At 68.9% G+C, this 24512-nt stretch carries 19 protein-coding genes and 1 tRNA gene; 8 read left to right on the forward strand and 12 right to left on the reverse strand.

The window, feature by feature from the left end:
* Positions 1-6 precede the first annotated feature (6 nt).
* From ACOYW6_RS06005 to ACOYW6_RS06030, 6 genes are all read left to right on the forward strand, one after another.
* Positions 7-594: a Maf family protein gene (locus ACOYW6_RS06005; RefSeq protein WP_423142901.1), complete on the forward strand. Its 588-nt coding sequence runs from the start codon at positions 7-9 to the stop codon at positions 592-594.
* A complete protein-coding gene (locus ACOYW6_RS06010; protein ID WP_423142902.1) occupies positions 587-1555 on the forward strand; it encodes a ribonuclease in 969 nt (322 codons plus the stop codon). Before ACOYW6_RS06005 ends, ACOYW6_RS06010 begins: the two co-directional genes overlap by 8 nt.
* Positions 1552-1728: a DNA gyrase inhibitor YacG gene (yacG, locus tag ACOYW6_RS06015; protein ID WP_423142903.1), complete on the forward strand. Its 177-nt coding sequence runs from the start codon at positions 1552-1554 to the stop codon at positions 1726-1728. The genes ACOYW6_RS06010 and yacG overlap by 4 nt, the downstream gene beginning before the upstream one ends.
* A gap of 97 nt (positions 1729-1825) precedes the next feature.
* Positions 1826-1901: transfer RNA gene (locus tag ACOYW6_RS06020), tRNA-Phe, on the forward strand.
* Between the two features lie 90 nt (positions 1902-1991).
* Positions 1992-3854, forward strand: a complete 1863-nt coding sequence (locus tag ACOYW6_RS06025) for an ATP-binding cassette domain-containing protein (RefSeq protein ID WP_423142904.1) — start codon at positions 1992-1994, stop codon at positions 3852-3854.
* 4 nt (positions 3855-3858) lie between these two features.
* Positions 3859-4404 carry a pseudouridine synthase gene (locus ACOYW6_RS06030; RefSeq protein WP_423142905.1) on the forward strand — a complete coding sequence of 182 codons (546 nt, stop codon included), beginning with the start codon at positions 3859-3861 and terminating at the stop codon, positions 4402-4404.
* Here the strand turns inward: ACOYW6_RS06030 and ACOYW6_RS06035 are convergent.
* The 5 genes from ACOYW6_RS06035 to ACOYW6_RS06055 all read right to left on the reverse strand — a co-directional run bounded on the left by ACOYW6_RS06035 (position 4401) and on the right by ACOYW6_RS06055 (position 10639).
* Positions 4401-5546: a JmjC domain-containing protein gene (locus ACOYW6_RS06035; protein ID WP_423142906.1), complete on the reverse strand. Its 1146-nt coding sequence runs from the start codon at positions 5544-5546 to the stop codon at positions 4401-4403. The two genes, ACOYW6_RS06030 and ACOYW6_RS06035, sit on opposite strands and share 4 nt — an antisense overlap.
* Complete coding sequence (locus ACOYW6_RS06040) at positions 5546-7558, reverse strand: response regulator (protein WP_423142907.1); 2013 nt, start codon at positions 7556-7558, stop codon at positions 5546-5548. The genes ACOYW6_RS06035 and ACOYW6_RS06040 overlap by 1 nt, the downstream gene beginning before the upstream one ends.
* Entirely contained in the window at positions 7555-9057 is a 1503-nt protein-coding gene (locus tag ACOYW6_RS06045) for an ATPase domain-containing protein (protein WP_423142908.1), read from the reverse strand. Before ACOYW6_RS06045 ends, ACOYW6_RS06040 begins: the two co-directional genes overlap by 4 nt.
* A gap of 97 nt (positions 9058-9154) precedes the next feature.
* A complete protein-coding gene (locus ACOYW6_RS06050) occupies positions 9155-9487 on the reverse strand; it encodes a response regulator (RefSeq protein ID WP_423142909.1) in 333 nt (110 codons plus the stop codon).
* Between the two features lie 171 nt (positions 9488-9658).
* On the reverse strand, positions 9659-10639 hold the full coding sequence (locus tag ACOYW6_RS06055; RefSeq protein ID WP_423142910.1) for an aldo/keto reductase: 981 nt from the start codon (positions 10637-10639) through the stop codon (positions 9659-9661).
* A gap of 128 nt (positions 10640-10767) precedes the next feature.
* On the opposite strand from ACOYW6_RS06055, the gene ACOYW6_RS06060 reads away from it, so the two are divergent.
* Positions 10768-11607, forward strand: coding sequence for an XdhC family protein (locus ACOYW6_RS06060; protein ID WP_423143074.1), 840 nt, complete (start codon positions 10768-10770; stop codon positions 11605-11607).
* A 4-nt stretch (positions 11608-11611) separates the two neighbouring features.
* Here ACOYW6_RS06060 and paoC read toward each other — a convergent pair whose 3' ends face one another.
* From paoC to paoA, 3 genes are read right to left on the reverse strand one after another with little or no spacing between them, the layout of a single operon-like run.
* The gene (paoC, locus tag ACOYW6_RS06065; protein ID WP_423142911.1) at positions 11612-13810 is read right to left on the reverse strand and encodes an aldehyde oxidoreductase molybdenum-binding subunit PaoC; all 2199 of its coding nucleotides are present in this window, start codon (positions 13808-13810) and stop codon (positions 11612-11614) included.
* Between the two features lie 4 nt (positions 13811-13814).
* Positions 13815-14765: an FAD binding domain-containing protein gene (locus ACOYW6_RS06070; protein WP_423142912.1), complete on the reverse strand. Its 951-nt coding sequence runs from the start codon at positions 14763-14765 to the stop codon at positions 13815-13817.
* Position 14766: 1 nt separating this feature from the next.
* Positions 14767-15393: an aldehyde dehydrogenase iron-sulfur subunit PaoA gene (paoA, locus tag ACOYW6_RS06075; protein ID WP_423142913.1), complete on the reverse strand. Its 627-nt coding sequence runs from the start codon at positions 15391-15393 to the stop codon at positions 14767-14769.
* A 142-nt stretch (positions 15394-15535) separates the two neighbouring features.
* Here paoA and ACOYW6_RS06080 point away from each other — a divergent pair, with 142 nt between their 5' ends.
* Positions 15536-16141, forward strand: a complete 606-nt coding sequence (locus tag ACOYW6_RS06080) for an NTP transferase domain-containing protein (protein WP_423142914.1) — start codon at positions 15536-15538, stop codon at positions 16139-16141.
* 34 nt (positions 16142-16175) lie between these two features.
* Here ACOYW6_RS06080 and ACOYW6_RS06085 read toward each other — a convergent pair whose 3' ends face one another.
* The 4 genes from ACOYW6_RS06085 to ACOYW6_RS06100 all read right to left on the reverse strand — a co-directional run bounded on the left by ACOYW6_RS06085 (position 16176) and on the right by ACOYW6_RS06100 (position 24465).
* Positions 16176-19145: a TonB-dependent receptor domain-containing protein gene (locus tag ACOYW6_RS06085; protein ID WP_423142915.1), complete on the reverse strand. Its 2970-nt coding sequence runs from the start codon at positions 19143-19145 to the stop codon at positions 16176-16178.
* A gap of 145 nt (positions 19146-19290) precedes the next feature.
* Positions 19291-20754, reverse strand: coding sequence for a D-alanyl-D-alanine carboxypeptidase/D-alanyl-D-alanine endopeptidase (gene dacB / locus ACOYW6_RS06090; RefSeq protein ID WP_423142916.1), 1464 nt, complete (start codon positions 20752-20754; stop codon positions 19291-19293).
* Between the two features lie 2 nt (positions 20755-20756).
* On the reverse strand, positions 20757-21647 hold the full coding sequence (locus ACOYW6_RS06095; protein ID WP_423142917.1) for an ion channel: 891 nt from the start codon (positions 21645-21647) through the stop codon (positions 20757-20759).
* Positions 21648-21735: 88 nt separating this feature from the next.
* Entirely contained in the window at positions 21736-24465 is a 2730-nt protein-coding gene (locus ACOYW6_RS06100; RefSeq protein WP_423142918.1) for a TonB-dependent receptor, read from the reverse strand.
* Between the last annotated feature and the right edge of the window lie 47 nt (positions 24466-24512).

The following is a 24512-nucleotide window of genomic DNA, read 5'->3' on the forward strand; positions in this document are numbered from 1 at the left end:
GCGGCGATGCAGTCGCCCGCACCGGCCCCAACGCTGATCCTGGCATCCGCTTCGCCGCGGCGGCGCGAGCTGCTGGGCCGGCTCGGCATGACGGATTTCACCGTCTCCGCCGCCGACATCGACGAGAGTCCCGCCAAGGCCGAACTGCCGCGTGTCTACGCGGCCCGCATGGCGCGCGAAAAGGCGCTGGCGGTGCCGGGCGGCTCGGCGCACGTGCTGGCGGGCGACACGGTCGTGGCGCTGGGCCGCCGCATCCTTCCCAAGGCCGAGGACGAGGCCGCCGCGCGCCGCTGCCTCGAACTGATGTCAGGCCGCCGCCACACCGTGCTGTCCGCGATCGCGCTGGCCTCTCCCGGCGGGGTCTTGCGCGAGCGGATGAGCGAGACCGTGGTGCGCTTCAAGCCGCTGTCCGCGGCCGAGATCGACGCCTACATCGCCGGCGGCGAGTGGCACGGCAAGGCCGGCGGCTATGCCATCCAGGGCAGCGCCGAAGGGCTGGTGGCGTGGATGGCGGGCAGCCATTCAGGGGTCATCGGCCTGCCGCTGTTCGAGACCCGTGCGCTGCTGCGCGCGGCGGGCTTCCCCGTTGGCTGAGCTGGCGCAAGGCTGGTACGTCGAGGAAGGGATCGGCGAACACCGTGCGATCCTCCTTGCCGCCGGAACGGTGCGCGCCGCGCGGCTAGACTGGCCGGGCCGCGCCGCCGCCGGGCTGGTAACCGAGGCGGTGCTGGCATCGCGCGCCAAGGGCAGCCCGCGCGGCACCGTCCGGCTGCCGACGGCCGAGAGCGCGCTGGTCGACAAGCTGCCCCCGGCGGCCTCCGAAGGCGCCCCGCTGCGCGTCGAGATCACGCGCCCGGCGCTGGCTGAAAGCGGGCGCTTCAAGTTGGCCCGCGCCCGCCCGACCACGGCCGCCCCCACCCCCGCCCCGACGCTGGCGGAGGAACTGGGCGCCCGCGTGGTCGCGTCCTTCCCGGCCGGCACCTGGGAAGACGTGTTTGCCGACGCCTGGAGCGGTTCGATCGGCTTTGCCGGCGGCGCGCTCGCGATCGCGCCGACCCCGGCGATGACCGTGATCGACATCGACGGCACACTGCCGCCGCGAAACCTGGCGCTGGCCGCCACCGCGCCGCTGGCCGCCGCACTGCACCGGCTCGACATCGGCGGGTCGGTGGCGATCGATTTTCCCACCCTGTTCGACAAGGACGATCGACGGGCGGTCGACGGGGCGCTGGGTGCCGCGCTCGCCGAGTGGCCGCACGAGCGCACGGCGATGAACGGCTTCGGACTGGTGCAGCTGGTGGCGCGGCTGGCGCGCGTGCCGCTGCTCCACCGCCTGGCCTTCGACCGCGCCGGGGCCGCCGCCCGGCTGCTGCTGCGCCGGGCCGAGCGGGTGACCCAGCCCGGTACGCTGCTGCTGACCGCGCATCCAGACGTGCTGGCCGCGGCCGCCCGCTTCGAAGCCGAGCTGGCACGCCGCACCGGGCGGATCGTGCGCCTTGTCGCCGACCCGGCGCTTGCGCTCGACGCCGGCTTCGCGCAGGCGGTGGCGGCATGACGACGACCCGCCTCTGCCCGATCTGCCGCAAGCCGCGCGTGGCCGAGCATACCCCGTTCTGCTCGACCCGCTGCCGCGACCGCGACCTGGTCAAGTGGCTCGACGATGGCTACGCGCTGCCCGGCCCGCCGGCCGACCTGCCCTCGCAGGGCGACGACGACGAAGAGGCCTGACGGCTGCGCCTGATTGGCCCTTGCCAAGCCGGACGACCCGCGCCATAGGCGCGCTTCCAACCGCTCGCCGGTCCGAAAGGACCGTCGCCGCAGCGCTGCCCGGGTAGCTCAGTTGGTAGAGCACATGACTGAAAATCATGGTGTCGGCGGTTCGATTCCGTCCCCGGGCACCACTGCGTCCGTCCGGTCCCGCAGGTCGCGGTTTGGGTCGCCGCTTGGGCGATCGTTTGAGAAAGCGCCGCGGCGCTGCTAGGGGCGCCGCCATGATCTCGGTTCAGAACGTCACGGTCCGCCTCGGCGGTCGCACGATCCTCGACGGCGCCTCGGCATCGATCCCGCCCGGCGGGCGCATCGGGCTGATCGGGCGCAACGGCGCCGGCAAGTCCACCTTGATGAAAGTGCTGGTCGGCGAGCTTGAGCCTGACGACGGCTCGGTCGAGATGCCGCGCCGCACCCGGCTGGGCTACATCGCCCAGGAAGCGCCCAGCGGCACGCAGACGCCGTTCGACGCCGTGCTGGCCGCCGACGCCGAGCGCACGCGCCTTCTGGCCGAGGCCGAGACGTGCACCGATCCTGACCGGCTGGGCGACGTCCACGACCGCCTGCTGGCGATCGATGCGTACTCAGCGCCCTCGCGTGCGGCGATCATCCTGACCGGGCTGGGTTTCGATGCAGCGATGCAGGAAGCCCCGCTCGACAGTTTTTCGGGCGGCTGGAAGATGCGCGTCGCGCTGGGCGCGCTGCTGTTTTCGGCGCCCGACGTGCTGCTGCTGGACGAACCGTCCAACCACCTCGACCTCGAAGCGACGCTGTGGCTGGAGAACTTTCTCAAGGCCTATGCCGGGACCGTGATCGTCATCAGCCACGAACGCGACCTGCTCAACAACGTGGTCACCGCGATCCTGCACCTGCAGGACGGCAAGCTCGCGCTATACCCCGGCGGTTACGATGCGTTCGAGACGCAGCGCGCCGAACGCGCGGCGCAGCTGGCCGCCGCGCGCGAGGCGCAGGACGCCCAGCGCGCCCGCCTGCAGGACTATGTCGCGCGCAACAGCGCCCGCGCCTCCACCGCCAAACAGGCGCAATCGCGGGCAAAGATGCTGGCCAAGATGCAGCCGATCGCCGCGCTGATCGAGGATCCCAGTCTCAGCTTCGACTTTCCCGATCCGGGCGAGATGCGGCCGCCGCTGATCACGCTGGACCTGGCGGCGGTCGGATACGGTGAAAAGCCGATCCTTCAGCGGCTGAACCTGCGGGTCGATCCCGACGATCGCATCGCCCTGCTGGGCCGCAACGGCAACGGCAAGACCACGCTCGCGCGGCTGCTGGCGGCGCAGCTGGCACCGATGGACGGGGCGATGGCGGCATCCGGCAAGATGAAGGTCGGCTATTTCACGCAGTACCAGGTCGAGGAGCTGGCCGGCGATCACACCCCCCTGGAGCACATGACCCAGGCGCTGAAGGGTGCGAGCCCTGGCACCGTGCGCGCGCAGCTGGGCCGCTTCGGGTTCAGCGGCCACAAGGCCACCACCAAGGTCGAGAAGCTGTCCGGCGGCGAACGGGCGCGGCTTGCCCTGGCGCTGATCACGCGCGACGCGCCGCACTTGCTGATCCTCGACGAGCCGACCAACCACCTCGACGTCGATGCGCGCGAGGCGCTGGTCCAGGCGCTCAACGCCTATGACGGCGCGGTCATCCTGATCAGCCACGACCGCCACATGGTCGAGCTGACCGCCGACAGGCTGGTGCTGGTCGACGGCGGCACCGCCAGCGACTATCCCGGCTCGATGGAGGACTATATCGATTTCGTCCTCGGTCGTACCGCGAAGGCGGGCGATGGCCGCGGCGCGCCGAAAAAGGACAAGAAGGCCGGCGCCCGCGACCGCGAGGAGGCCAAGGCCGCGCGAGCCGCGATTGTCGAGGCCGAACGCGCGGTGGCACGCACGCAGGCGCGCATCGACGCGCTCGACGCGGCCATCATCGACCCCGCCCGGGCGCCGCGCGAACTGGCCGGTCTCAACGCCGGTGAACTGGCGCGCCGCCGAACCGCGCTGGCCAGCGAGCTGGAGCGTGCTGAAAGCGAGTGGCTGGCTGCAAGCGAGCGGCTTGAGCAGCGCGCGGCCTGACGGCGTGGCGCGGACCATCCTGTTCAACAAGCCCTACGGGGTGCTGCCGCAATTCACCGACGAGCGCACGGGCCCGCCGCGACCGACGCTGGCGGACTTCATCGACGCGCCCGGCGTCTATCCGGCCGGCCGGCTCGATGCCGACAGCGAGGGCCTGATGGTGCTGACCGACGACGGCCGCCTGCAGGCCAGGATCGCCGATCCGCGTTTCAAGCTGCCCAAATCCTACCTGGTGCAGGTCGAGGGCGAGCCCGACGAAGCCGCGCTGGAGAACCTGCGCCGCGGCGTGCGCCTGAAGGACGGCCTGACCCGCCCGGCCCAGGCCGAGTGCATTGCGGCGCCCGACCTGTGGCCGCGCGACCCGCCGATCCGGATGCGGCTGACCGTGCCGGACAGCTGGATTCGCGTGACAATCGCCGAGGGGCGCAACCGCCAGGTGCGGCGGATGACCGCGGCGGTCGGGCACCCGACGCTGCGGCTGGTGCGCTGGTCGGTGGGCGAATGGCAGCTTGGCGACATTGCCCCCGGAACCTGGCGCGACGCCGGCTAGAGGTCGAGGGCCAGCGCGCCTTCGGCAATGAGTTCGGCCAACAGCGCCATGACCTCGGCATTGTCGGCCACCGCCGGATCCGGCTCGATGGTCGACGCCGCGCAGATCGCCTCGGCAACGCCCGCTGCGGCGCCGTCGCAATCGTAAGCCTGGCCGTCCACGAACAAGGCCACGCGGCCGGCGCCCTCGCGCACGAAGGCGAAGCGGCTGGCGGGGTTGCGCAGCAGGCCGGTGCCCGCGGCGATCGCGTCACGCAACGCGTCGGTGCCGGGAACCGTCTCGGGCCGCCAGTCGAGCGCGCTCTTGGGCTCGGTGGTGAAGGCCCCGAACCAGCGCGCGAAGGCGGCCCGATCACCGACCGGGTCGGTCACCATCCCGTGCAGCTCGGCTAGCGCGTCGGCGCCGATCTCGCCGGCGTTGGCCTGCGGCGCGGCACCCGGATCGGTGTAGCGATCGTCGTCGCCCAGCCCGTCGACGATCTCGCCGCTCCAGCCCGACACCAGCTCGGCGCGCGACGGCGCGCGAAAGCCGATCGAGTATGTCATGCAATCGTCCCCCACGGCGATGCCGTCGTGCGCAAAACCGGGCGGGACGTAAAGGATGTCGCCCGGCTCGAGCACGAATTCGTCGGTCGGCTCGAATTCGGCGAGCAGGCGCAGTTCGTCGTGGGGCAGCGTCGGCGTGCTGTCGTCGCAGCGCGGCCCGATGCGCCAGCGGCGGCGGCCGAGGCCCTGGACGAGGAACACGTCGTAGTGGTCGAAATGCGCGCCTACTCCGCCGCCGTCGACCGCGTAGCTGACCATCACGTCGTCGACCCGCCAGTTGGCGACAAAGCGGAACTGGTCGAGCAGCGCCGCCACTTCGGGAACGTAATGATCGACCGACTGGACCAGCAAGGTCCAGGGTCCGCGTCCCAGGTGGCCGAAGCGTTCGTCCGCCAGTGGCCCGTGTTCGAGCATCCAGTCGCGATCCTCCTGGCGGATCAGGCGCGAATCTACGCCCTCCTCGCAGGCGAGCCCGGCCAGTTCGTCAGGGCTGAGAGGATTGTCCCACGCGTCCCATGGGTTGCGGATGAGCAGCGGGCGCTGCTGCCAGGTGTCGCGAAGAAAGCTGCCGCTGTCGAAGTCGCGCAAGGTCCTCATCAGCGGGCCAGCTGCGGCGCGTGGAACCGCAGCTGTTCCTCGATCGCGCGTCCAAGCGCCGCCAGCGAGAACGGCTTGGCCAGCCGCGCCACGTCGGCGGCGCTGTCGGTGCCGAGATTGGCGAAGCCGGTGATCATCAGCACCGGCAGGTCGGCCCGCAGGCGCCGCGCTTCGCGCGCAAGGTCGAGGCCGCTCATCTCGGGCATCAGGTAGTCAGTGACGACGATGTCGAAGCGCTGCGTGCGCAGCAGGGTCAATGCCTCGCGCGCAGAGGCGGCCTCGACCGAACCGTGGCCCAGTTCGGCCAGCATCGCCGCGGTGCTTTGGCGGACCAGGTCTTCGTCATCGACCAGCAGGACGCGCAGCGCCTGCCCGCCTTGCGGCACGTCCGCCGCCTCGGCCCGAGGCGCCAGCGCCGCGTCGCTGGCGGCTGGCAACCACAGCGTCGCGGTCGTACCCTCGCCCTGGCCGCTGCGCAGCGCCAGGCGCCCGCCCGATTGCGCCGCCAGGCCATGCACCATCGAGAGGCCCAGGCCGGTGCCCTTGCCGACGCCCTTGGTGGAGAAGAACGGCTCCACCGCCCGCGCCAGCGTGACCGCGTCCATGCCGCCGCCGTTGTCGCTGACGCGAACGAGGACATAGGGCCCCGGGGCCACCTCGCCGCCGGCATCGCGAACCTCGGCAAGGTCGATGTCAATTGTCAGGCCTCCGCCGGCGGGCATCGCGTCGCGCGCGTTGACCGCCAGGTTGAGCAGCGCAAGTTCCAGCTGGTTGGCATCGACCATCGCGATCGCCGGCCCCTCGGCGGCAGCAAATTCCAGCTTGATGGTCGGACCGATCGAGCGCTGGATCAGGTCGACCATTCCCTCGACCAGTTCGGCGATGTCGACCGGCCGCGCCTCGAGATTCTGGCGCCGCGCAAAGGCGAGCAGCCGGGCGACCAGCGTGCGCGCCCGGTCGGACGCCTTGAGCGCGCCGTCGAGCAGCCGCTGGGTGCGCTCGTCCGCGGCGCGTCGGCGCAGCATGTCGAGCGTGCCGACGATCGGCGTCAGCAGGTTGTTGAAGTCGTGCGCGACGCCGCCGGTCAGCTGGCCGAGGGTTTCGAGCTTCTGCGCCTCGTGCAGCTGCGCCATCATCACCTCGCGCTCGCGGGTGCGCTCTTCGACGCGCTTTTCCAGCTCGGCGGTGAAATTGCGCAGCGTTTCCTCGGCCGCGCGGCGTTCGCTGATGTCCTGGCTGACGCCGACCAGCCGCACGGTCTTCCCGTCGTCGCCGATCTCGGGCCGGCCGCGCACTTCGACCCAGTGCTGCGAACCGTCAGGCCAGAGGCAGCGGTATTCGATATCGTAGTCTTCACCGTGTTCCAGCGTCCGCGCCACGGCTTGCTGCATCGCCGCAACGTCCTCCGGGTGGATGCTGGCGATAAGGTCTTTGTACGTGAACGGCGCATCGGCGGCGCGCCCGAAATTGGCCTTGTGATCGGCGGACGCCTCGAGCGTGCGGGTGGCGACGTCGAGCGTCCAGGCGCCCAGCCGGCCGGCGGCCAGCGCGAACCGCAGTTCCTGCTCGCGGTCGCGGATCAGGTGCAGGCGTTCGCGGGCCTCATACTGGCGCAGCCGGCCGCGCATCGCCGCCTTGGCGATGCTGATCAGCGTGGTGGGATGGAACGGCCGCTCAAGGAACGTGACGTTGCCGAGAATGTCGAGATAGCGACCGGCTGCCGGGTTACGCTCGATACTGCCGCCGCGCTCGGTCAGGAGGATGAAGGGAAAATCCGACCACTCCTCCTGGTCGCGAACAAACGCGTCGATCCCGCGCAAGTCGGCGCGGTGGAACGCTTCGTCGGTCACCAGCGCGAAGCCGGCCCCGCCGCGCAGCAGCTGGACAAGGCAGCCCAGCGTATCGACGATCGTGCTCTCGATTCCGGCGTCGTGCAGCATCGCCGCGGCGACCGCGGCATCGCGGCCGCGCGGCGCCAGGATGACCGCGCGCTGGGATTGCGTGACATTCATTCGCGCGAGAGGGTCGGCCGCCGCGGTTCCATCATGTCGCCGCTGCTGGCCAGGCTCGGCACGCCGCGCAGCACGCCCTGGAACTGAACCAGCGGCTTGCCCAGGGTAATCCCGTCGGTGCCGATCGTGAACTCGCGGATCGTGTCCTCGTGCGCGCCGGTGCGTTTCTTGACCACCGAGATCGCGCGGCGGACCCGGCCAGCGGCCTCGAAATAGCGCAGCAGGACGACCGTGTCGGCAAGGTAAGTGACATCGACCGGCGATTTCATGTCGCCGACAAGGCCGTGCTGGGCCACGGTCAGGAACGTGGTTGCGCCCTGCCGGTTCAGGTACTGCAACAGCTCGTGCATGTGGAGGATCAGCGCCGATTCCTGCGGCATCGCGGCGTGATAGCCGTTGAGGCTGTCGATCACGACGGTGCGAGCGCCGTATTTCTCGACGCAGCGGCGCACCCGTTCGGAGAACTCGCCGGGCGAAAGCTCGGCCGCGTCGACCTGCTCGATCACCAGGCTCCCGGCATCGACCATCGCCTGCAGGTCGATCGCCAGCGCCTTGGCACGGGTAAACAGGAGGCCCAGTTCTTCGTCGAACACGAACATCGCCGCCTTGCCGCCGCGCTCGATCGCCGACTGGACGAAGCTCAGCACGAACAGCGATTTGCCGGTACCCGCAGGGCCCAGGATCAGCGCGCTCGATCCCTGGTCGAAACCGCCGCCGAGCAGCGCGTTGAGCTGCTCGCTGTCGGTGGGAACCACGCTGCGATCGAAGGTCGTCTTGTGGTCGAGCGAGACCAGCCGGGGGAACACCCGCACGCCGCCGGTGGCGATGATGAAATCGTGGTAGCCGCCGCGATAACGCTGGCCGCGGTACTTGAGCACGCGCATCCGCCGGCGTTCGCCGCCATAGTCGGGCGACATCTCCTCGAGCCGGATCACGCCGTGGGCGACGCTGTGGACGGTCTTGTCGGCCGCTTCGGACGTCAGGTCGTCAAGCAGCAGCACGGTCGCGCCCTGCCTGGCGAAGTAATGCTTGAGCGCCAGGATCTGGCGGCGATACCGCAGCGAGCTTTGGGCCAGCAGGCGGATCTCGGACAAGCTGTCGAGCACCACGCGCAGCGGCTGGACCTGCTCATAGACTTCGAAGATGCGCCGGGTGGTCTCGCCCAGTTCCAGGTCGGAAGAATAGAGCAGGCTCTGCTGCTGCTCCTCGTCGAGCAGGCTTTCCGGCGGGATCAGTTCAAAGATGACAACTTCGCCGGGCAGGGTCCAGCCGTGCGACGCGACACTGTCGCGCAGCTCTTCCTCGGTTTCCGACAGCGTGATGTAGAGGCAGCGCTCGCCCTTTTCGGCGCCGTCGCGCAGGAACTGCGTGGCGATCGTGGTCTTGCCGGTGCCGGGATCGCCCTCAAGCAGGAAGACGCGGCCGCGCGTCAGTCCGCCGCCGATAATGGCGTCGAGGCCTTCGACCCCGGTGGCTGCCTTTTCGGATTTGTACGTCATGCCGTCTCGCGCTTGGGAGCGGGCGGGTACGCGGAGGCGAAGTCGTCTGCTCGGATAAAGTCCCCGCGATCATATCGCCGCAAAGAAGGAAAAGATATCATAACCCTGCGCGATCCCGGCGCGCCGCGACCAGGGCGGACAGCATCGCGGCGAAATCATCGTAAGTGAACGGCTTCGCCAGCAGCCCGACCGCGTCGCGTTCGAGCCGCTGGTCGCTGCGCCCGCTCATGATCGCGAAGGGAACACCCTGCGCCGCAAGCGCTTCGATTACCGGTTCGGTCGTTCCGTCGGGCAGCGAAAGGTCGACAAGCGCGGCGTCGAAGCCGCCCTCGGCGACTGCGGCCTGCGCTTCGGCCAGTGTCGCACAGGGGCCAACCAACGCATGTCCAGCCTCGGCAATGAAATCTTCGAGCATGAACGAAATCAGCATTTCGTCCTCCACCACCAGGACAGAGAACGCGCCTGCTTCGTGTTGTGGTGCCGCCTGCATCGCTATCGTCGTCCGCCGTTCGCGCCGGCGGAATGCGCGGCTTGCCGACCGCCGCTTTCGCGGCTCGGGCGCGCCTTGCCTAGTGCAAAAGCGCGGCGCGGCGGGTTGGGCCTAGCGATCGATGAACGCCTGCTGGGCCGGCGAGTAGCGATCGCCGGCAACCGACGTCGCGCGCAATCCCGCGTCGATCCGGGCCATCTCCTCCGCCGACAGCATGACGTCGGCGGCATGGAGGTTTTCCTCGAGCCGGGCCAGTCTGGTCGTGCCGGGGATGGGCACGATCCACGGTTTCTGTGCCAGCAGCCAGGCCAGCGCGACTTGCGCGGGAGTCACCCCCTTTGCCGCCGCGACCGCCTTTACCAGCGCGACAACCGCCTGATTGGCGGCCAGCGCATCGGCGGCGAAGCGGGGCACGCTGGCGCGAAAATCGCCGGGCGCAAACGTCGTATCGGCGGCGATCGCGCCGGTCAGGAAACCGCGGCCGAGTGGGCTGAAGGGGACGAAGCCGATGCCCAGCTCGGCGAGGACGGTGAAAATCCCGCCTTCCGGTTCGCGCCACCACATCGAGTACTCGCTTTGCAGCGCGGTGACCGGCTGGACCGCGTGGGCGCGGCGGATCGTGTCCACGCCCGCTTCGGAGAGGCCGAAGTGCGCGACCTTGCCCGCGGCGATCAGGTCCCGGACCGCGCCCGCGACATCCTCAACCGGCACCGCGGGATCGACCCGGTGCTGGTAGAACAGGTCGATCCGGTCAGTCCGCAGCCGGCGCAGCGCCGCGTCGGCAACCGCGCGAATGCGATCGGGACGGCTATCGAGCCCTTGCGCCGGCACGCCGCCGGCAAAGCCGAACTTGGTGGCGATGACGACCTGGTCGCGCAGCGGTTCCAGCGCTTCGCCGACGACCTCCTCGTTAAGGCCTTGTCCGTACGCCTCGGCAGTGTCGAAGAAGGTTACCCCGCGCTCGGCGGCGGCGCGGATGAGCGCGACCGCCTCGGCCCGGTCGGTCGCCGGGCCGTAACCGGAGCTCAGCCCCATGCAGCCAAGGCCGAGCGCGGAAACTTCGAGGCCTTGTCCAAGGGTTCGCATTTTCATGAAGGGTTCGTCCCGTGATCGCGCCGCGCGTCCTTCAGGTATAAGCCGCAGGACGCCCCGTGGTTGCAACGCGGCGCGTCGCCCTTGCCAATAGCCGCGCCGCGCAACAAGAACCGGAAGTGACCGCAATGCCCACCGCCCAGCCCGCCGGCTCTGCCGACCTTGACCGGCAGGCGCTGATCGCCGCTGCCAAGGGCGCGGCGCTGTGCACGATCGTGGGCATCGACGGCAGCTTTTCGCGCCCGGTCGGCGCGCAACTGGCGATCCGCGCCGACGGTTCGATCGCCGGCAGCTTGTCGGACGGTTGCCTGGAACGCCAGCTCGCCAGCGACAGCCGCTCGCTGGGCGTGGCGGCGCTGCGGCGCTACGGTACCGGATCGCCCGTAATCGACTTTCGCCTGCCCTGCGGCGGCGGGCTCGACATCCTGATCGACCCCGCGCCCGACGTGCCGGCCTGCCGGGCCGCGCTGCTCGCGCTGGAGCAGCGGCGGCCGGCGCGGCTGCCCCTGCCCGCCAACGCCCTGCTGGCCGAACGGATCTACCTGCCCGCGCTGGCGGTCCGCGCCTTTGGCGAAGGGCCCGAGTTGGCTGCCTTCGCCGACATCGCGGCCGCGGCAGGAATCGCGGTAACCGCAATTGACAAGTCTGCCCTGGCGCTTGGGCAGGCCAGCGGCCTTGCCCCCGCCGACCCGTGGACCGCGATCGTGCTGCTATTCCACGACCACGAGTGGGAGATCGCACTGCTGCGCGAGGCGCTGGCAGAGGACGCGTTCTACATCGGGGCGCAGGGCGGTGCGCAGGCGCGCCGCGCCCGGATCGAGACCCTGCGCGCAGCCGGTATCGACAAAGACGACCTGGCGCGTGTGCGGAGCCCGATCGGCACCCCGCCGGGAAGCCGATCGCCCCAGGCGCTGGCCCTCGCCGTGCTGGCAGAGATTACCGCCGCTTATGAGGCGCTGCGCGGCTGACGGGTCACGCGATCGCGGGCAATCCGTCGATCAGCTTGTCGAGGGTGATCGGATAGTCGCGCACGCGCACGCCGGTGGCGTTGTAGACCGCGTTGGCGATTGCCGAGCCGGGCCCGCAGATCCCCAGCTCGCCCACGCCCTTGGCGCGCAGCGGCCCGATCACGTCATCCGGGGTATCGAGGAATACCACCTCCATGTGCGGAATGTCGGCGTGAACCGGTACTTCGTAACCCGCGAGGTCATGATTGACGAAGAATCCGAAGCGCTTGTCGATCGCCAATTCCTCCATCAGCGCTGCCCCGGCCGCCATCGCCATCGCGCCGATGACCTGGCTGCGCGCCGATAGCGGATTGATGATCCGGCCCGCGTCGCAGACCGCCAGCATCCGCCGGATGCGAACCTCGCCGCTATAGGCGTCAACCGCCACCTCGGCAAAGTGGCCGGCATAGGTGCCCATGTCGTAGCCGTCCTGGAAAGCGCCGTATTCCATCGTCCCTTCCGCGCTCAGCGCGCCGGCATCGGCCAGACGGTGCGAGGCGGTGCCGTCCCTCACCTTGCCGTTCACAAAAGCGGCAGTCTCGGGATTGAACCCGAACTTTTGGGCGATCAGTTTTCGCAGTTCCACGCAGGCGGCGTAGACCCCCGCGGTGGACGACGTCGCTCCCCACTGCCCGCCCGAACCGGATGACACCGGCCAGCGCGAGTCGCCCAGGAACACGCTTACGTCCTTGAGCGGGACGCCCATGCATTCGGCCGCGGTCTGGGCGATGATGGTATAGCTGCCGGTGCCGATGTCCGTCATGTCGGTCGCCACGACGATCTTGCCGTCGCCATCGATGCCGACCCGCGCCGACGACTTCGCCGTCGGCGCGCCGCGATAGCCTGCCGCCACGCCCATGCCGACCAGCCACCGCCCGTCGCGCACGCTGGCGGGCCGTGCCGCCCGCTGCGACCAGCCGAACCGGTCGGCGCCCTGACGCAAGCATTCGACCAGGTGGCGCCCGGAAAAGCGCTTGTCGGGAGCACCCGGAGGGGTTTCCGGCTCGTTCCGGATGCGCAGTTCAACCGGATCGATCCCGAGCGTCTCGGCCAGCTCGTCCATCGCCACTTCGAGGGCGAGGTGGCCGGCCGCTTCACCGGGCGCGCGCATGGCGTTGCCTTCGGGCAGATGCAGTTCGCCGATATAACTGGCGGTAAGGTTGGCCGCCCCGGCGTAGAGCGAACGGGTCTGCGCGCTGCCGTTTTCAGCCCCGCCGCCGGGCACGTTGCCGGACCACGATTCGTGCCCCATCGCCTGGATGCGGCCATCCTTGTCGGCGCCGATGCGGACGCGCTGGATCGTGGCCTGGCGGTGCGTGGCGTTGTTGATCATCAGCGGGCGCTGCATGGCCACCTTCACCGGGCGCTGCGCCGCCCTGGCGCCGAGCGCCGCCAGCACCGCCTCGGCACGGACGAACAGCTTGCCGCCGAAACCACCGCCGATGAACGGGGAATCGACCCGTACGTTGGCTTCGGGAATGCGTAGCAGGTCGGCCATCGACTTGCGGCACCAGGCGACCATCTGGTTGCTGGTCCACAGCGTCAGCTTGTCCCCCTGCCAGGCTGCGATGGTGGCAAACGGCTCCATCATCGCGTGGCTGAGGTCGGGCGTGGTGTAGGTCTGGTCGAGCTTGACCGGCGCGGCGGCGAACGCGGCGGCGAAATCGCCGTTGCGCACGACGTCTTCGGGCACGGTCCACCCGCGCGCGATCTTCGCGCCGTCCTTGACCTTGGCGAGCTCGTACTGCCCGCTCTCGCGCTCATACGTGGTGCGGATCAGTGCCGCGGCCGCGCGAGCCTGCTCGAACGTTTCGGCCACCACGCAGGCGATCGCCTGGTGGTAGTGGGTTACGCGCGGACCGCCGAACAGCGGGGCATCGTTGAACTGGCTCTTGCCCAGCGGCGGCGTATCGAGCGCGGACACGATTGCAAGGACGCCGGGTGCCTGGCGCGCCGCGGCGACATCCATCGATGCGATCGTGCCGCGCGCGATCCCGGCGCCGACGATGTAACCATAAGCCTGGTTGGCGGCGACGCCGTGACGCTCATAGGCGTAGGGCGCGGTGCCCGTCGTCTTGAGCGGGCCGTCGATGCGGCGGGTCGATTTGCCGATGATCTTCGGATCGTCGACGATGGTCTTTCCGACCGGTGCCTCCAGCTTCATGGTCTCAGCTCCTCGCTTCGGCCAGCACGCCGGCAAGCGTCCGCTCGGCCAGCGCAATCTTGAACCGGTTGTCATCGCGCGGCGTCGCCTCCGCAAATGCCTTGGCGGCGACCGCTTTCGCGCCGGTCGGCAGCGCGGCATCGGCAGCGTCGCTGCGCCATGGGCGCGGCGCTACGCCCCCGAAGGCGACGCGGCCGCTGCCGTCGGGCTGGATGACCGCCGCCACCGAGACGATTGCAAAGGCGTAGGAGGCGCGGTCCCGCACCTTGCGATAAATGTGCTTGCCGCCGGGCGGCCTTGGAAGCGTTACCGCGGTAATGAGCTCGCCGGGCTGCAGCGCTGTCTCTATCTCCGGCGTCGTGCCCCACAAGCGGTGGAAATCACCCATCGCGATGCTGCGGGTCGCCCCGTCGGGCATGACCGTCTCGACCGCCGCGCCAAGAACTGCCAGCGCGTTGGCCATGTCGCCGGGATACGTCGCGATGCAGGAGTCCGATACGCCCACTACGCCAAGCTGGCGCGAGAACCCGCCGATCGCGGAGCAACCGGAACCCGGCTTGCGCTTGTTGCAGGGCATGTTCGGATCGTAGAAATAGGGACAGCGCGTGCGTTGCAGCAGGTTGCCGCCAGTGGTCGCCTTGTTGCGCAGCTGGCCGCTGGCTCCGGCCTGGATCGCCCGGGTCAGGACCGCGTAATCGCGCATCACGCGCGGGTGGGCCGACAGCGCGGTGTTGCTGACGAAGGCGCCGATGCGAAGGCCGCCGTCGGCGGTGTCGGTCACCGCGCCCAGTCCTGCGTCCTGGATGTCGACCAGGTGAGTCGGCCTCTCGATCTCCAGCTTCATGAGATCGAGCAGGTTGGTGCCGCCGGCAATGAACTTGGCGCCGGGGCGTCCGGCCACGGCGGTTGCGGCCTGCTGCGGGGTCTTTGCCCGTTCGTATGTGAAGCTGCGCATGTCAGGCCCCCGCCACTTCGGCAATCGCCTCGGCGATGTTGGAATAGGCGCCGCAACGGCAGATATTACCGCTCATGCGCTCGCGGATTTCCATGTTGTCGGCACGCATCGCGGCGCCTAGCTGCGGCGAGACGTGGCTGGGAATGCCGCGCTTGACCTCGCCCATCATCGCTACGGCCGAGCAGATCTGCCCCGGCGTGCAATACCCGCACTGGTAGCCGTCATGTTTGACGAAGGCGTCCTGCATCGGATGCAGCTTGCCCGGCGTTCCAAGCCCCTCGATCGTGGTGACCTCGTCACCCTCGTGCTGGAGCGCGAGCGTCAGGCAGGAATTGATCCGCTCGCCGTTCACGATCACCGTGCAGGCGCCACACTGGCCGTGATCGCAGCCCTTCTTCGTACCCGTCAGCTGCAAGTGTTCGCGCAGGGTGTCGAGCAGCGTGGTACGCGGATCGAGGTCCAGCGCGTGCGGTTTTCCGTTAACTGTGATCGTGACGGGCATCTTGGCGGGCTCGCTTGGCGGGGTGGCGGCCTGGGCCCGCCCGGAAAGAGCGGTCGACACGGCCAGGGTAGCGGCGGAAGAGGCCAGCAGGCCCCTGCGCGTCACCGACGGGAAGGGATCGTTCATCGCGTGACTCCACGATTGGCGCGCAGGCGGCAGGACCCGAAAGCCACAGTGGCAGTCTGCAACGGAAACCGCCGCGAAGCCAGCCGGTTTCCCGGCCACGCGCCGATTGTGGCAATTTTTGCCAGCGTCTATGCCCGCCCGCATGGCCCAGGTCCCGCCCCGCCCCGCCCCGCTTGGCGGCGCCCGCCCGCTGATCGCGGTGCTGGGCGCAGGCGCCGGCCGGCGGATGGGCGGCGCCAAGCTGACCCGGCCCTGCGCCGGGCGCCCGCTGGGCATATGGGCGCGCGACCTTGCCGCGGGAATGCCCGGCGCGGACGCGATCTGGATTGCCGGGCCGGCAGGCGACGACGGGCTGGCAGGGCCGCTGCCGGTCGTAGTCAACGCGGAGGCTGCTGACGGTATCGGCACGTCGCTGGCCTGCGCGGCGCGCGCCGCGGCCGAGCGCGCGGCGCCGGCGCTGATAATCATGCTGGCGGACATGCCGATGGTGACGGCGGCGCTGCTGGGGCGGCTGATGGCTGCACGAGGCGCTTGTGCGGCGCGCTATCCGGATGGACGGCTGGGCGTGCCCGCCCGTTTCGAACCGCGCGGTTACCCCGCCCTGATGGGCTTGCACGGCGACAGCGGCGGCAACCGCCTGTTGCGCAGGATCGGCGCGCGGGCGATGGATGCGGAGCCTGGCGAACTGCTCGACGTCGACACGGAGCAGGCGCTGGCGGCAGCTGCCGCCGTGCTGGCGGCGCGCTAGCGGCGCCTCCCGAAAGAGGCGCCGCCAGCCGTTATCAGTACTTGACCTCGACCTGCAGGGTGAAGGCGCGGCCGCGCGGATCGGCGACGCGCGGTTCCCACGACGAACCCGCGCCGGTGTTGCCGTCGTACGTGATCGCGAACGGCGGATCGGTATCGAGGATGTTCTTGACGCCCGCCGTGATCTTGAAGTTCGGACGCAGCGCAAGGTAGCTGACCGACAGGTTGAAGATCGAGTACGGGCTGACCTTGGCGTTGAAGTCGGGACGGGTGACCGTGCCGTTGGCGACGCCGGGCAGCTTCTGGTTGGCGTAAGTGCCGCGGAAGATCTGCGTCAGCGTGGCCGACCAGGTATCATCCGAATAGCCGATCCAGGCATTGTGCTTCCAGCGCAGGCCCAGGTCGCCGGCGTATGTGAACACGCCCAGCTGATCGGTGTACGGCGCGGTGGGCACGACCTTCTCGCGCTTTTCCAGCAGGTAAGTGGCATCGGCACCAAGGTTGATCGAACCGGCACCCATCGGGAAGCCCCCGCGCAGCGCGAACTCGATACCGCGCGTGCGACGCGAACCGGCGTTGGCCCAGCGATCGTCGATGGTGACCAGCGTGCCACTGCCGTCGCGCGCGAAGCGATCCTGGAACAGCGCGGCATTGTCGATCAGTTGGCGCAGGGTCGGCGTGACGATCGTGTTTTCAGCGGCGATCGACCAGTAATCGGCCGAGAAGGTCCAGCGCGGCGCCGGCGAAAGGACGGCGCCAACGCTGTACATCTTGGCGGTTTCCGGCCCGAGGGCGAGGTTGCCGCCGGTCGCGATGTCGGGCCGGACCTGCGCACAGGGCAGGCCCGAACCGAACGAGCTGGTCGGCACGCCGCCGGGGCACTTGACCGGATCAGCGATGTCGCTGCCCGCATAGGGCGAAAGGGTGACGCCGTTGAAGATCTGGTTGAACGAAGGCACCCGGAACGCGGTCGAGTAAGAACCGCGGAACGCCAGCCAGTTGATCGGTTCGAATCGCGCGGTGACGCGCGGATTGGTAGTCGATCCAAAGCCGGTGTAATCGTCGATGCGCAGCGCGCCGGTCACGGTCAGGCTGTCAAGCAGCGGCAGGCTGAGTTCGCCGTACGCCGCCTTGACGTTGCGGTTCTTGGGCATCAGCGCGTTGACGTTATCGAACGCGGCCAGGAAGATCACCGGGGCGGTTGCGGCGGCGGCAGCGGATCCGTTGAACGCGTAAGTCTCGCGCCGATAGTCGACGCCAAGCGCGACCTGCGCATCGCCGCCCGGCAGGCGGAACAACGGCCCGGAGATCGAAGCATCGGCCTGTAGCGTCTTGTAGGTTCCGCCGTAAAGCGTCGTGCCCTCGGCCGAGATCGCATTGAGCCCGGCGATCGCGGCGTCGCTCTGCGCGATCGAGAACGGGTTGAGGATACCCGCGTTGATCAGGCCCAGCAGGCCCGGCTGGGTGGCACCGGGCGCAATCGGCGCCAGCGGATCGGGCGCGCCATTGGCCAGCGTGCCACGGTAGTAGTAGCCGCCGCCCAGAAGCGAGGAGCTTTCGCTCCGCGCCCACGACAGGCCGGCGCGGTAATCCCAGCCCGACCACGGCAGCGGCCCGTCGACGCCGCCGGCAATGCGAAGGGTCTTGGTATCGGTATCGTATTCGCGCGGGCCGCACGGCACGCAGCGCCAACGGCCCGAAATCGGCTTGCCATAACGGGCGTCGAGCGCCGCGACCTGGGCCGGATTGCCGGCAAAGGCGGCGCGGATCTGGTTGAAGACCTGGTTGTAAGTTGCGCTGGTGAGCGAATTGAGCGGATAGGCCCAGGGCAGGTTCGTGGTGTTGGCAGACAGCTGCGCGTTGCTGAAGCTCTTGGCCGAATCCGCCTTGGAGCCGGCCAGTTCCAGATAAGCCTCGCTCGCGCCAAGGCTCTTGGTCGCGCGGCCGTAGTAGGTCAGCGTCTGGATCGGCTGCTGGATAACCGCCGCGCGGCCCGTATCCCACGAACAGGCATATTGCGCGCTGGGCGTGTTCCACAGCTGCTCGTCATAGGCCATCCCGCCGTCCATCGACTCGCAGCCGGCACCGCCCGGCAGGTCGAGGGTGTTGATGCCGCCCGATGCCGCGTTGGCGCCGTTGGGCGCGGTCAGCGTCAGGCCAGTCAGCAGCGTGCCGCCGGGCGTCTGGAAGGTGTTGGCGCCGATGTTGAACACCGTCGCGATCGGGGTGCCGCGCGTGTCGACCGACAGGCCGCGGTTGGGCTGATTGCCGTTGACGAAATCGCGCTGCGAACCGCGCAGGATCTCGTTCCAGCGGTACGAGACCGCGCCCATGACGTTGAAGCCCTGGGTGCCAAGATCGCCGTAACCGGCAATGCCCGACAGGCTGTAGATGTTGCCTCCGCCGTGCTCGGTCACGTCGGTCGTGGCGGTCATGCCGACGCCCTTGTAGTCCTTGCGGGTGATGTAATTGATCACGCCGCCGACCGCGTCGGTGCCGTAAATGGCCGAAGCGCCGTCCTTGAGCACTTCCACGCGCTCGATCGCGGCGAACGGAATCTGGTTCACGTCGACAGCACCGCCGGTCAGCCCGTGTGCGGCAACGCGGCGGCCGTTAAGCAGCACCAGCGTCGCGGCGCTCCCCTGGCCGCGCAGATTGGCCGCCGAAAGCCCGTTGGTGCCGCGCTGCGCGCCGCTGGTAACGTCGGCGTTCGAGGCCAGGTTGTCCGCGCCCGACCCGCTCGACGTCAGGTACATGTTGAGCTGTTCGGGGCTGGAGATGCCGTTGCGCTCGATCACCTCGGGCGTGATCACTTCCAGCGGCGCCGCGCTTTTGGCCGGGTCGATCTTGATGCGCGAACCGGTGACGAGGATTTCGCGGCCGCCATCGGTGGCGGCCTGGTTGTCCGCCGTCGGCGTGGAATCTTGCGCCAGCGCGGCGGTGGAAAGAGCGAAGAAGGCAACGCCGCTCGCCAGGGCGAGGCGGCTCGTGCGCGAAAACGTCATGGTCGGAAATTCCCCCTTGAACCCGAATATTACAGCGAAGTTACCACGTTCGCAGCGGCGCGAAAGCCATCGCTTGCGTCTCGCTGTGGGTGATGCGCGATTTTCGCGGTCGCGGCGCAAGAATGTTGCAGCCGCGCAACAAGGGTCAGGGTCGCGCGGCGACTGCCAGCAGCGCCGCGTCGATCGTCGCGGTCGCCCCTCCGCCGCCCGGTACATCGTTGGCGAAGGCTGCGAACGTCAGCGTTCGCCCCCTGGCATCGACCATGTAACCCGACAGCCCGTTGCTGGCGTTGAGCGTACCGGTCTTGGCGAAGATCCGGCCGGCCAGCGGCGTCCCCGCAAAGCGCCGTACCAACGAGCCATCGACGCCGCCGACCGGAAGCGAGGCCTTCCACGCCGCGCCCCATGGCTGCCCGGCCGCCCAGCGCAGCAGCGCCACGGCCGCGCGCGGGCTGATGCGGTTGTACGTCGACATGCCCGACCCGTCGGAGAAATCGTAGCCGGTGCGCGCGATCCCGGCGGCAGCGAACACGCCCTGTGCCGCGGCCAGTCCGTCTGCCAGCGAGCCGTCGCCGGTCAGGCGGCCGAGCCGGCGAAGCAGCACTTCGGCGTGAACGTTATTGGAGTGCTTGTTGATCTCGGTTACGTCGTCGGCCAGCGAGGCCGGCTCGGTGCGGGCCAGCCACTGCGGTTCGGACGCCGGCGTGAGCAGTGCCGGATCGCTCGGCTGCGCGCTCACCACCGGGCGGTGCCGGGCGCGCGCCTTGCCATTCACCCTGACCCCGCGTGCGCGGAGCATCTGCTCGAGCGTCCAGGCCGCGTAGAGCGCGGGATCGTCGACGCCGAGCCGTCCCGTCCACGGCTTGGCCCCTGCGGGTATTCCCCCGTAAAACCGCACGATCCGCGAATTGACCGGCTGCTCCACCCCGATGCGGTCGGCGCCCTGGGCCGCCGCGGTTACCGCTGACGACTGAACCGTCAGGTATGCCGGAACGCTCAGCACGGGCGCGCGCCCCGGCTCGGTCGGCAGCACGGCAACCGTCAGCGTATCGTCGTCCAGCGTCAGCGCCGAGATCGCGGTGCCGTCGTCGGTACCGATGTTGTTCCAGCTCATCCCCGGCGACCAGCGCTGGTCGGGAAACCAGGTATCGTCGCCGATCACGTCGCGAACCTTGCGGGTCCTGGCGGCGACCGCGTCGGCCAGCGCAGACAGGCAATCGACCTTGCAGTCCGCCGCGCTCGACAGCCGCGCGCCGCCGCGCCCGTACAGCACGACATTGCCGCCTTCGAGCGCGACGCCCGCGCCGCCGTCGCGGTCGGGCGCGGCGATCCCGGGGATCAGGGCATAGGCAGCCGCAGTCGTGAACAGCTTGGTGTTGGAGGCCGGGATGAAACGCTGGTCCGGTGCCACAGCGAGGACCTCGCGGCCTGCCTCGTCGACCACCAGCAGGCCGAAACGCGTGCCCTGCGGTGCCGCGGCCAGGATCGCGGCGACGCGGTCCGCAAGGGTGGCGGCGTCCGGCGCACTAGCGGGAACCGAGGCCGCCGGCGCCTTGGCGGTAGCCGGCACGGCCAGCGCCAAGGCGGCAAGGGTCAGCAGAACGCGCACCGTCAATCCTCCACCGTGTGGAAGCGCTCGTAGTCGATCGTGCGCACGCCGTCGGCATCGGTGCTGAGAATGTCGACGAAGCGCTTGTCCCAGCGGATATCCTCGGCCCGGTAGGCATAGCGGCCGTGGATGGCCTGCCCGCTCGCCGCGTCGGTGCCCGACAGCACGACGACGATCTCCGCATTGCCGACCCGCGACTGGTGATCGACCCAGTCGTGCAGGGGGCTGTCTTCGTCGATGTGGTGCATGATGGTCCAGGTCAGCGCGAAAACCGGCGTGGCGCTGCGTTCCAGCTTGAGGTCGACGAAGCGGCGCATCGTTCGCCCGTCCATTGTCTCGTCGCGCAGCACCGAGACCTGGACCGCGGCGGCATAGATCAGGTTGTGGCGCTGGTTGGCCGCTCGCAGCATCAGCGTCGGCACCCCGTCGATGCGGCGGACGACCGCCACGCCGCTGAACAGGATCCGCGCGGTCGGCCGCGAGAAACGCGCGAAGACGATTCCCGTCGTCAGCGCGAAGAAGAAGATGCCGATCGTGATCTCGCCCACGACCACGCCGTTGGCGTACATCGACAGCGGATAGACGTTGCCATAGCCGATGGTGGCGACGGTGTGGACGCTGAAGAAAAAGTCGCGCCAGAACAGGGGCAGGTGCTGGTTGGTGCTTTCCAGCGCCAGCCCGGTGGGATCGAGGCGATAGAGCGCGGCGAAAGCCATGTTGAAGGCCAGGAAACTGGTGACGAACAGCGCGCCCAGCCGCACCCAGCTCAGTCCGATCAGCCGGTGGTAGATATCTTCTATCCACGGGGTGCGCATACCGCGCGCGCGCACATCGATCTGCCCTTCGTGGCGCATCGCCGGGGTCAGTTGCTGGTTGTCCCTGCGGCGCGCCATGCCGGCAAGCTAGGGCCTTGCGGTCAAAAGGAAAGGGGCCGGCGCGCGAACGCCGGCCCCCCTGCCCCGTTTTATGAATTGAGCGCGATCAGAACTTGTAGCGCGCCGTCGCCCCGAAGGTGCGCGGTTCGGCCAGGAACTGCGAGAAGATCTGGCGCCCGCCCGGGTACTGCGGATCGACGAACGGTGCACCGGCGCCGCCCGCCTGGAACGGGCTGTTGAAGGCAACCTGCGCATAGTCCTTCTTGAACAGGTTCTGGGCCCAGAATTCGAGCGACCAATGCTCGTCCGGACCGCGGATGCCCAGGCGCGCGTTGACGATCGAATAGCCGTCCTGGCCCTTCTGCGGGAACAGGTCCGATCCGGTGTTGTAGTCGCTGGTTGTACGCGAATCGATGTAGACCAGGCCCGACAACCCGCTGTCGCCGATCGGCGGCGTCCACGACAGGCTGGTGGTGACCACCAGTTCCGGCGCGTTCGACAGGTTCTTGCCCGGCAGGACGCGCAGCGCGGGATCAAGCGGCGCGCCGGTGCGGTTGCCGGCCAGGTTCTCGTTGTACTTGGTCTGGGCATAGGTGACGCCTGCGCCGACCCGCAGGTACTGGCTTGGGTTCATCGCCGCCTCGAGCTCCACGCCCTGCGAGCGGACGCCCCAGGTGAGGTCGCCGGTGGCGCAGGCACCGGTCGCCGCGCTGAGGTCGCGGTCGCCGCCGTTGAGGCTGGTCGAGCAGCCGTTGACCGTCTGGACGATGAACACCGAGCCGTTGAATGTGTTGAGCTGGAAGTTGCGGAAATCCTCGCGGAACAGGGCCATGCTCAGGCTGAACGGCCCGGTCGCGTACTTGGCGCCCAGTTCGTAGCTCTTCACCAGTTCGGGATCGAACTGCAGGTTGCCGACCAGCGCCTGCGCGCCGCCGACCGAGGCGAAGCTCGGGATCGGGGACTTGAGCGCCGAACGGTCGAGGTTGAAGCCGCCCGCCTTGTACCCGCGCGAATAGCTGGCGTACATCAGGAGGTCGTCGGTAGCCTTGAACGAAAGGATGCCGGTACCGGTCCACTCATCCTCGCTGCGCTTCGACGTGATCGACTGGCCGTTAAGCTCCGAGGTCGCGTTGCCCTGGCAACCAAGCCCGATCAAACCGCCCGAGACGGCCGCCAGCGACGGCACGCCGAGGAATCCGCCGACCAGGTTCTGGATCGCCGGGCAACCGGTGTTGTCGTTGGTGAACTGGGCGCCGAAGTCCTTGCTGTCCTTGGTGTAGCGCGCGCCCAGGGTCAGATCGAGGCGATCGGTCAGGTGCAGGATGTTGTGCGTAAAGATCGCCCAGTTGTTGTCGGTCTGCGCGTAGCGGTCGTTGATCGAGCCCTTGTCGTTGATCGCGTCGAGCTGATCGATCGCGGCGTAGATTGCCGGCGTGGCCGCACCGAACAGCGCCGGACGGGCGGCAAGGCAGCCTGGCGACGTGGGCGAATAGAGCGCGGCAAGGCCGCCGCCGGAAATCAGGCGGCAGGTCGCAAAGCGGCCGTAATTGCGACCGAAGCGCAGATCATCGTGAACGGTCAGCTTCTCGTTCGCGTAGAAACCGCCGACCAGCCAGTCGAGCTTGCCGCCGAAGGCTTCGCCGTTGAGGCGCAGTTCCTGCGTAAAGGTGTTGAACTGACGGTAGTTGGCGGCGGGATTGGGATCGCGATAGAGGATGTCGACCGTGCTGTAGTCGATGTCGCCGCCCTGGCCCGCCTTGTAGTGGCGGTAGGCGGTGATCGAGGTCAGCTTGGCGCCGCCCAGGTCCCAGTTGAGTTCACCCGAGACGCCGTAATCGTCCGTCTTGCCCTGATAGCTGCGCCCTTGCGAAACCGACAGCGTGCGGTCGTAGCCCGAGGCGTTGAGCAGGTTGAGCGGCTGGCCCAGGTCGCGCAGCACGTTGATGATGTTGTTGCCGGTCGCCGGCGGCAGCCCGCCGACCGACAGCGGCACCGCCGGATCATTGAGATAGCCGACGTAGGGATTGACCGAGCGGTCGACATACGTGGCGCCGCAGCACTTTTCGTCGCGGTGGGTGTAGTCGCCGATCAGGCGGAACGAGATCGCGTCGCTCGGTTCGAACAGCAATTGCGCGCGCATGAAATAGCGGTTGCGGTCGTTCACGTCGGTCTTGTTGATCGGGTCGTTGTAGAAACCGTCGCGGCGGACGTAGACACCGTCGAACCGCGCCGCCACGGTCGAGCTGATCGGACCGGTGATCGCGCCGCCGACGCGGACCTGGTTGAAGTTGCCGTAGGTTGCCTCGAGGTTGCCGCCGAAGTTGAACGACGGCTTCTTCGAATAGATCGAGATCAGGCCAGCGCTGGAGTTGCGGCCACCGAGCGTGCCCTGCGGGCCGCGCTGCACCTCGACGCGGTCGATTTCGCCCAGTTCGTTGAGCCCGATGCCCGAACGCGAGCGATAGACACCGTCGATGAACACCGGGACCGAGCTTTCGAGGCCCGGGTTGTCGCCGACCGTGCCGATGCCGCGAATGCGGGCCGAGCCGTTCGCTTCCGACCCGGTTGAGGAGACCAGCAGCGACGGGGCGACCTGGTTGAGCTGGCGGATGTCGTTGGCACCCGAGTTTTTCAGCGTCTCCGAATTGACGGCCGAAATGGCGACGGGAACGTCCGACAGAACCTGCGAACGGCCCTGCGCGGTGACCACGATCTCGGTCGCCGAGACGTTATCGTCGTTGTTGGGCGTGGTGGCAGGGGTCGCGGTCTGGGCTGATGCCATCGCGGGCCAAGCCAGCAGGGCAATCAGCGAAGCGGTGGTCGTGAGCGTACGCATGGCCATGGTCGAACCTCTCCCTGTGAGACGGAAAAGGCCCGGAGCGG

This window comes from Parablastomonas sp. CN1-191, assembly GCF_049354825.1.
Lineage (GTDB): Bacteria > Pseudomonadota > Alphaproteobacteria > Sphingomonadales > Sphingomonadaceae > Novosphingobium.

Bases quoted from the DNA above. Each gene is read 5' to 3' on its own strand.
- ACOYW6_RS06080 (WP_423142914.1), top strand. From the start codon at position 15,536: ATGGCCCAGGTCCCGCCCCGCCCCGCCCCGCTTGGCGGCGCCCGCCCG.
- ACOYW6_RS06070 (WP_423142912.1), bottom strand. From the start codon at position 14,765: ATGCGCAGCTTCACATACGAACGGGCAAAGACCCCGCAGCAGGCCGCA.
- ACOYW6_RS06035 (WP_423142906.1), bottom strand. From the start codon at position 5,546: ATGAGGACCTTGCGCGACTTCGACAGCGGCAGCTTTCTTCGCGACACC.
- ACOYW6_RS06100 (WP_423142918.1), bottom strand. From the start codon at position 24,465: ATGCGTACGCTCACGACCACCGCTTCGCTGATTGCCCTGCTGGCTTGG.
- paoA (WP_423142913.1), bottom strand. From the start codon at position 15,393: ATGAACGATCCCTTCCCGTCGGTGACGCGCAGGGGCCTGCTGGCCTCT.
- ACOYW6_RS06085 (WP_423142915.1), bottom strand. From the start codon at position 19,145: ATGACGTTTTCGCGCACGAGCCGCCTCGCCCTGGCGAGCGGCGTTGCC.
- ACOYW6_RS06060 (WP_423143074.1), top strand. From the start codon at position 10,768: ATGCCCACCGCCCAGCCCGCCGGCTCTGCCGACCTTGACCGGCAGGCG.
- ACOYW6_RS06050 (WP_423142909.1), bottom strand. From the start codon at position 9,487: ATGCTGATTTCGTTCATGCTCGAAGATTTCATTGCCGAGGCTGGACAT.
- ACOYW6_RS06045 (WP_423142908.1), bottom strand. From the start codon at position 9,057: ATGACGTACAAATCCGAAAAGGCAGCCACCGGGGTCGAAGGCCTCGAC.
- ACOYW6_RS06040 (WP_423142907.1), bottom strand. From the start codon at position 7,558: ATGAATGTCACGCAATCCCAGCGCGCGGTCATCCTGGCGCCGCGCGGC.
- ACOYW6_RS06095 (WP_423142917.1), bottom strand. From the start codon at position 21,647: ATGGCGCGCCGCAGGGACAACCAGCAACTGACCCCGGCGATGCGCCAC.
- ACOYW6_RS06025 (WP_423142904.1), top strand. From the start codon at position 1,992: ATGATCTCGGTTCAGAACGTCACGGTCCGCCTCGGCGGTCGCACGATC.
- yacG (WP_423142903.1), top strand. From the start codon at position 1,552: ATGACGACGACCCGCCTCTGCCCGATCTGCCGCAAGCCGCGCGTGGCC.
- ACOYW6_RS06005 (WP_423142901.1), top strand. From the start codon at position 7: ATGCAGTCGCCCGCACCGGCCCCAACGCTGATCCTGGCATCCGCTTCG.
- paoC (WP_423142911.1), bottom strand. From the start codon at position 13,810: ATGAAGCTGGAGGCACCGGTCGGAAAGACCATCGTCGACGATCCGAAG.
- ACOYW6_RS06055 (WP_423142910.1), bottom strand. From the start codon at position 10,639: ATGAAAATGCGAACCCTTGGACAAGGCCTCGAAGTTTCCGCGCTCGGC.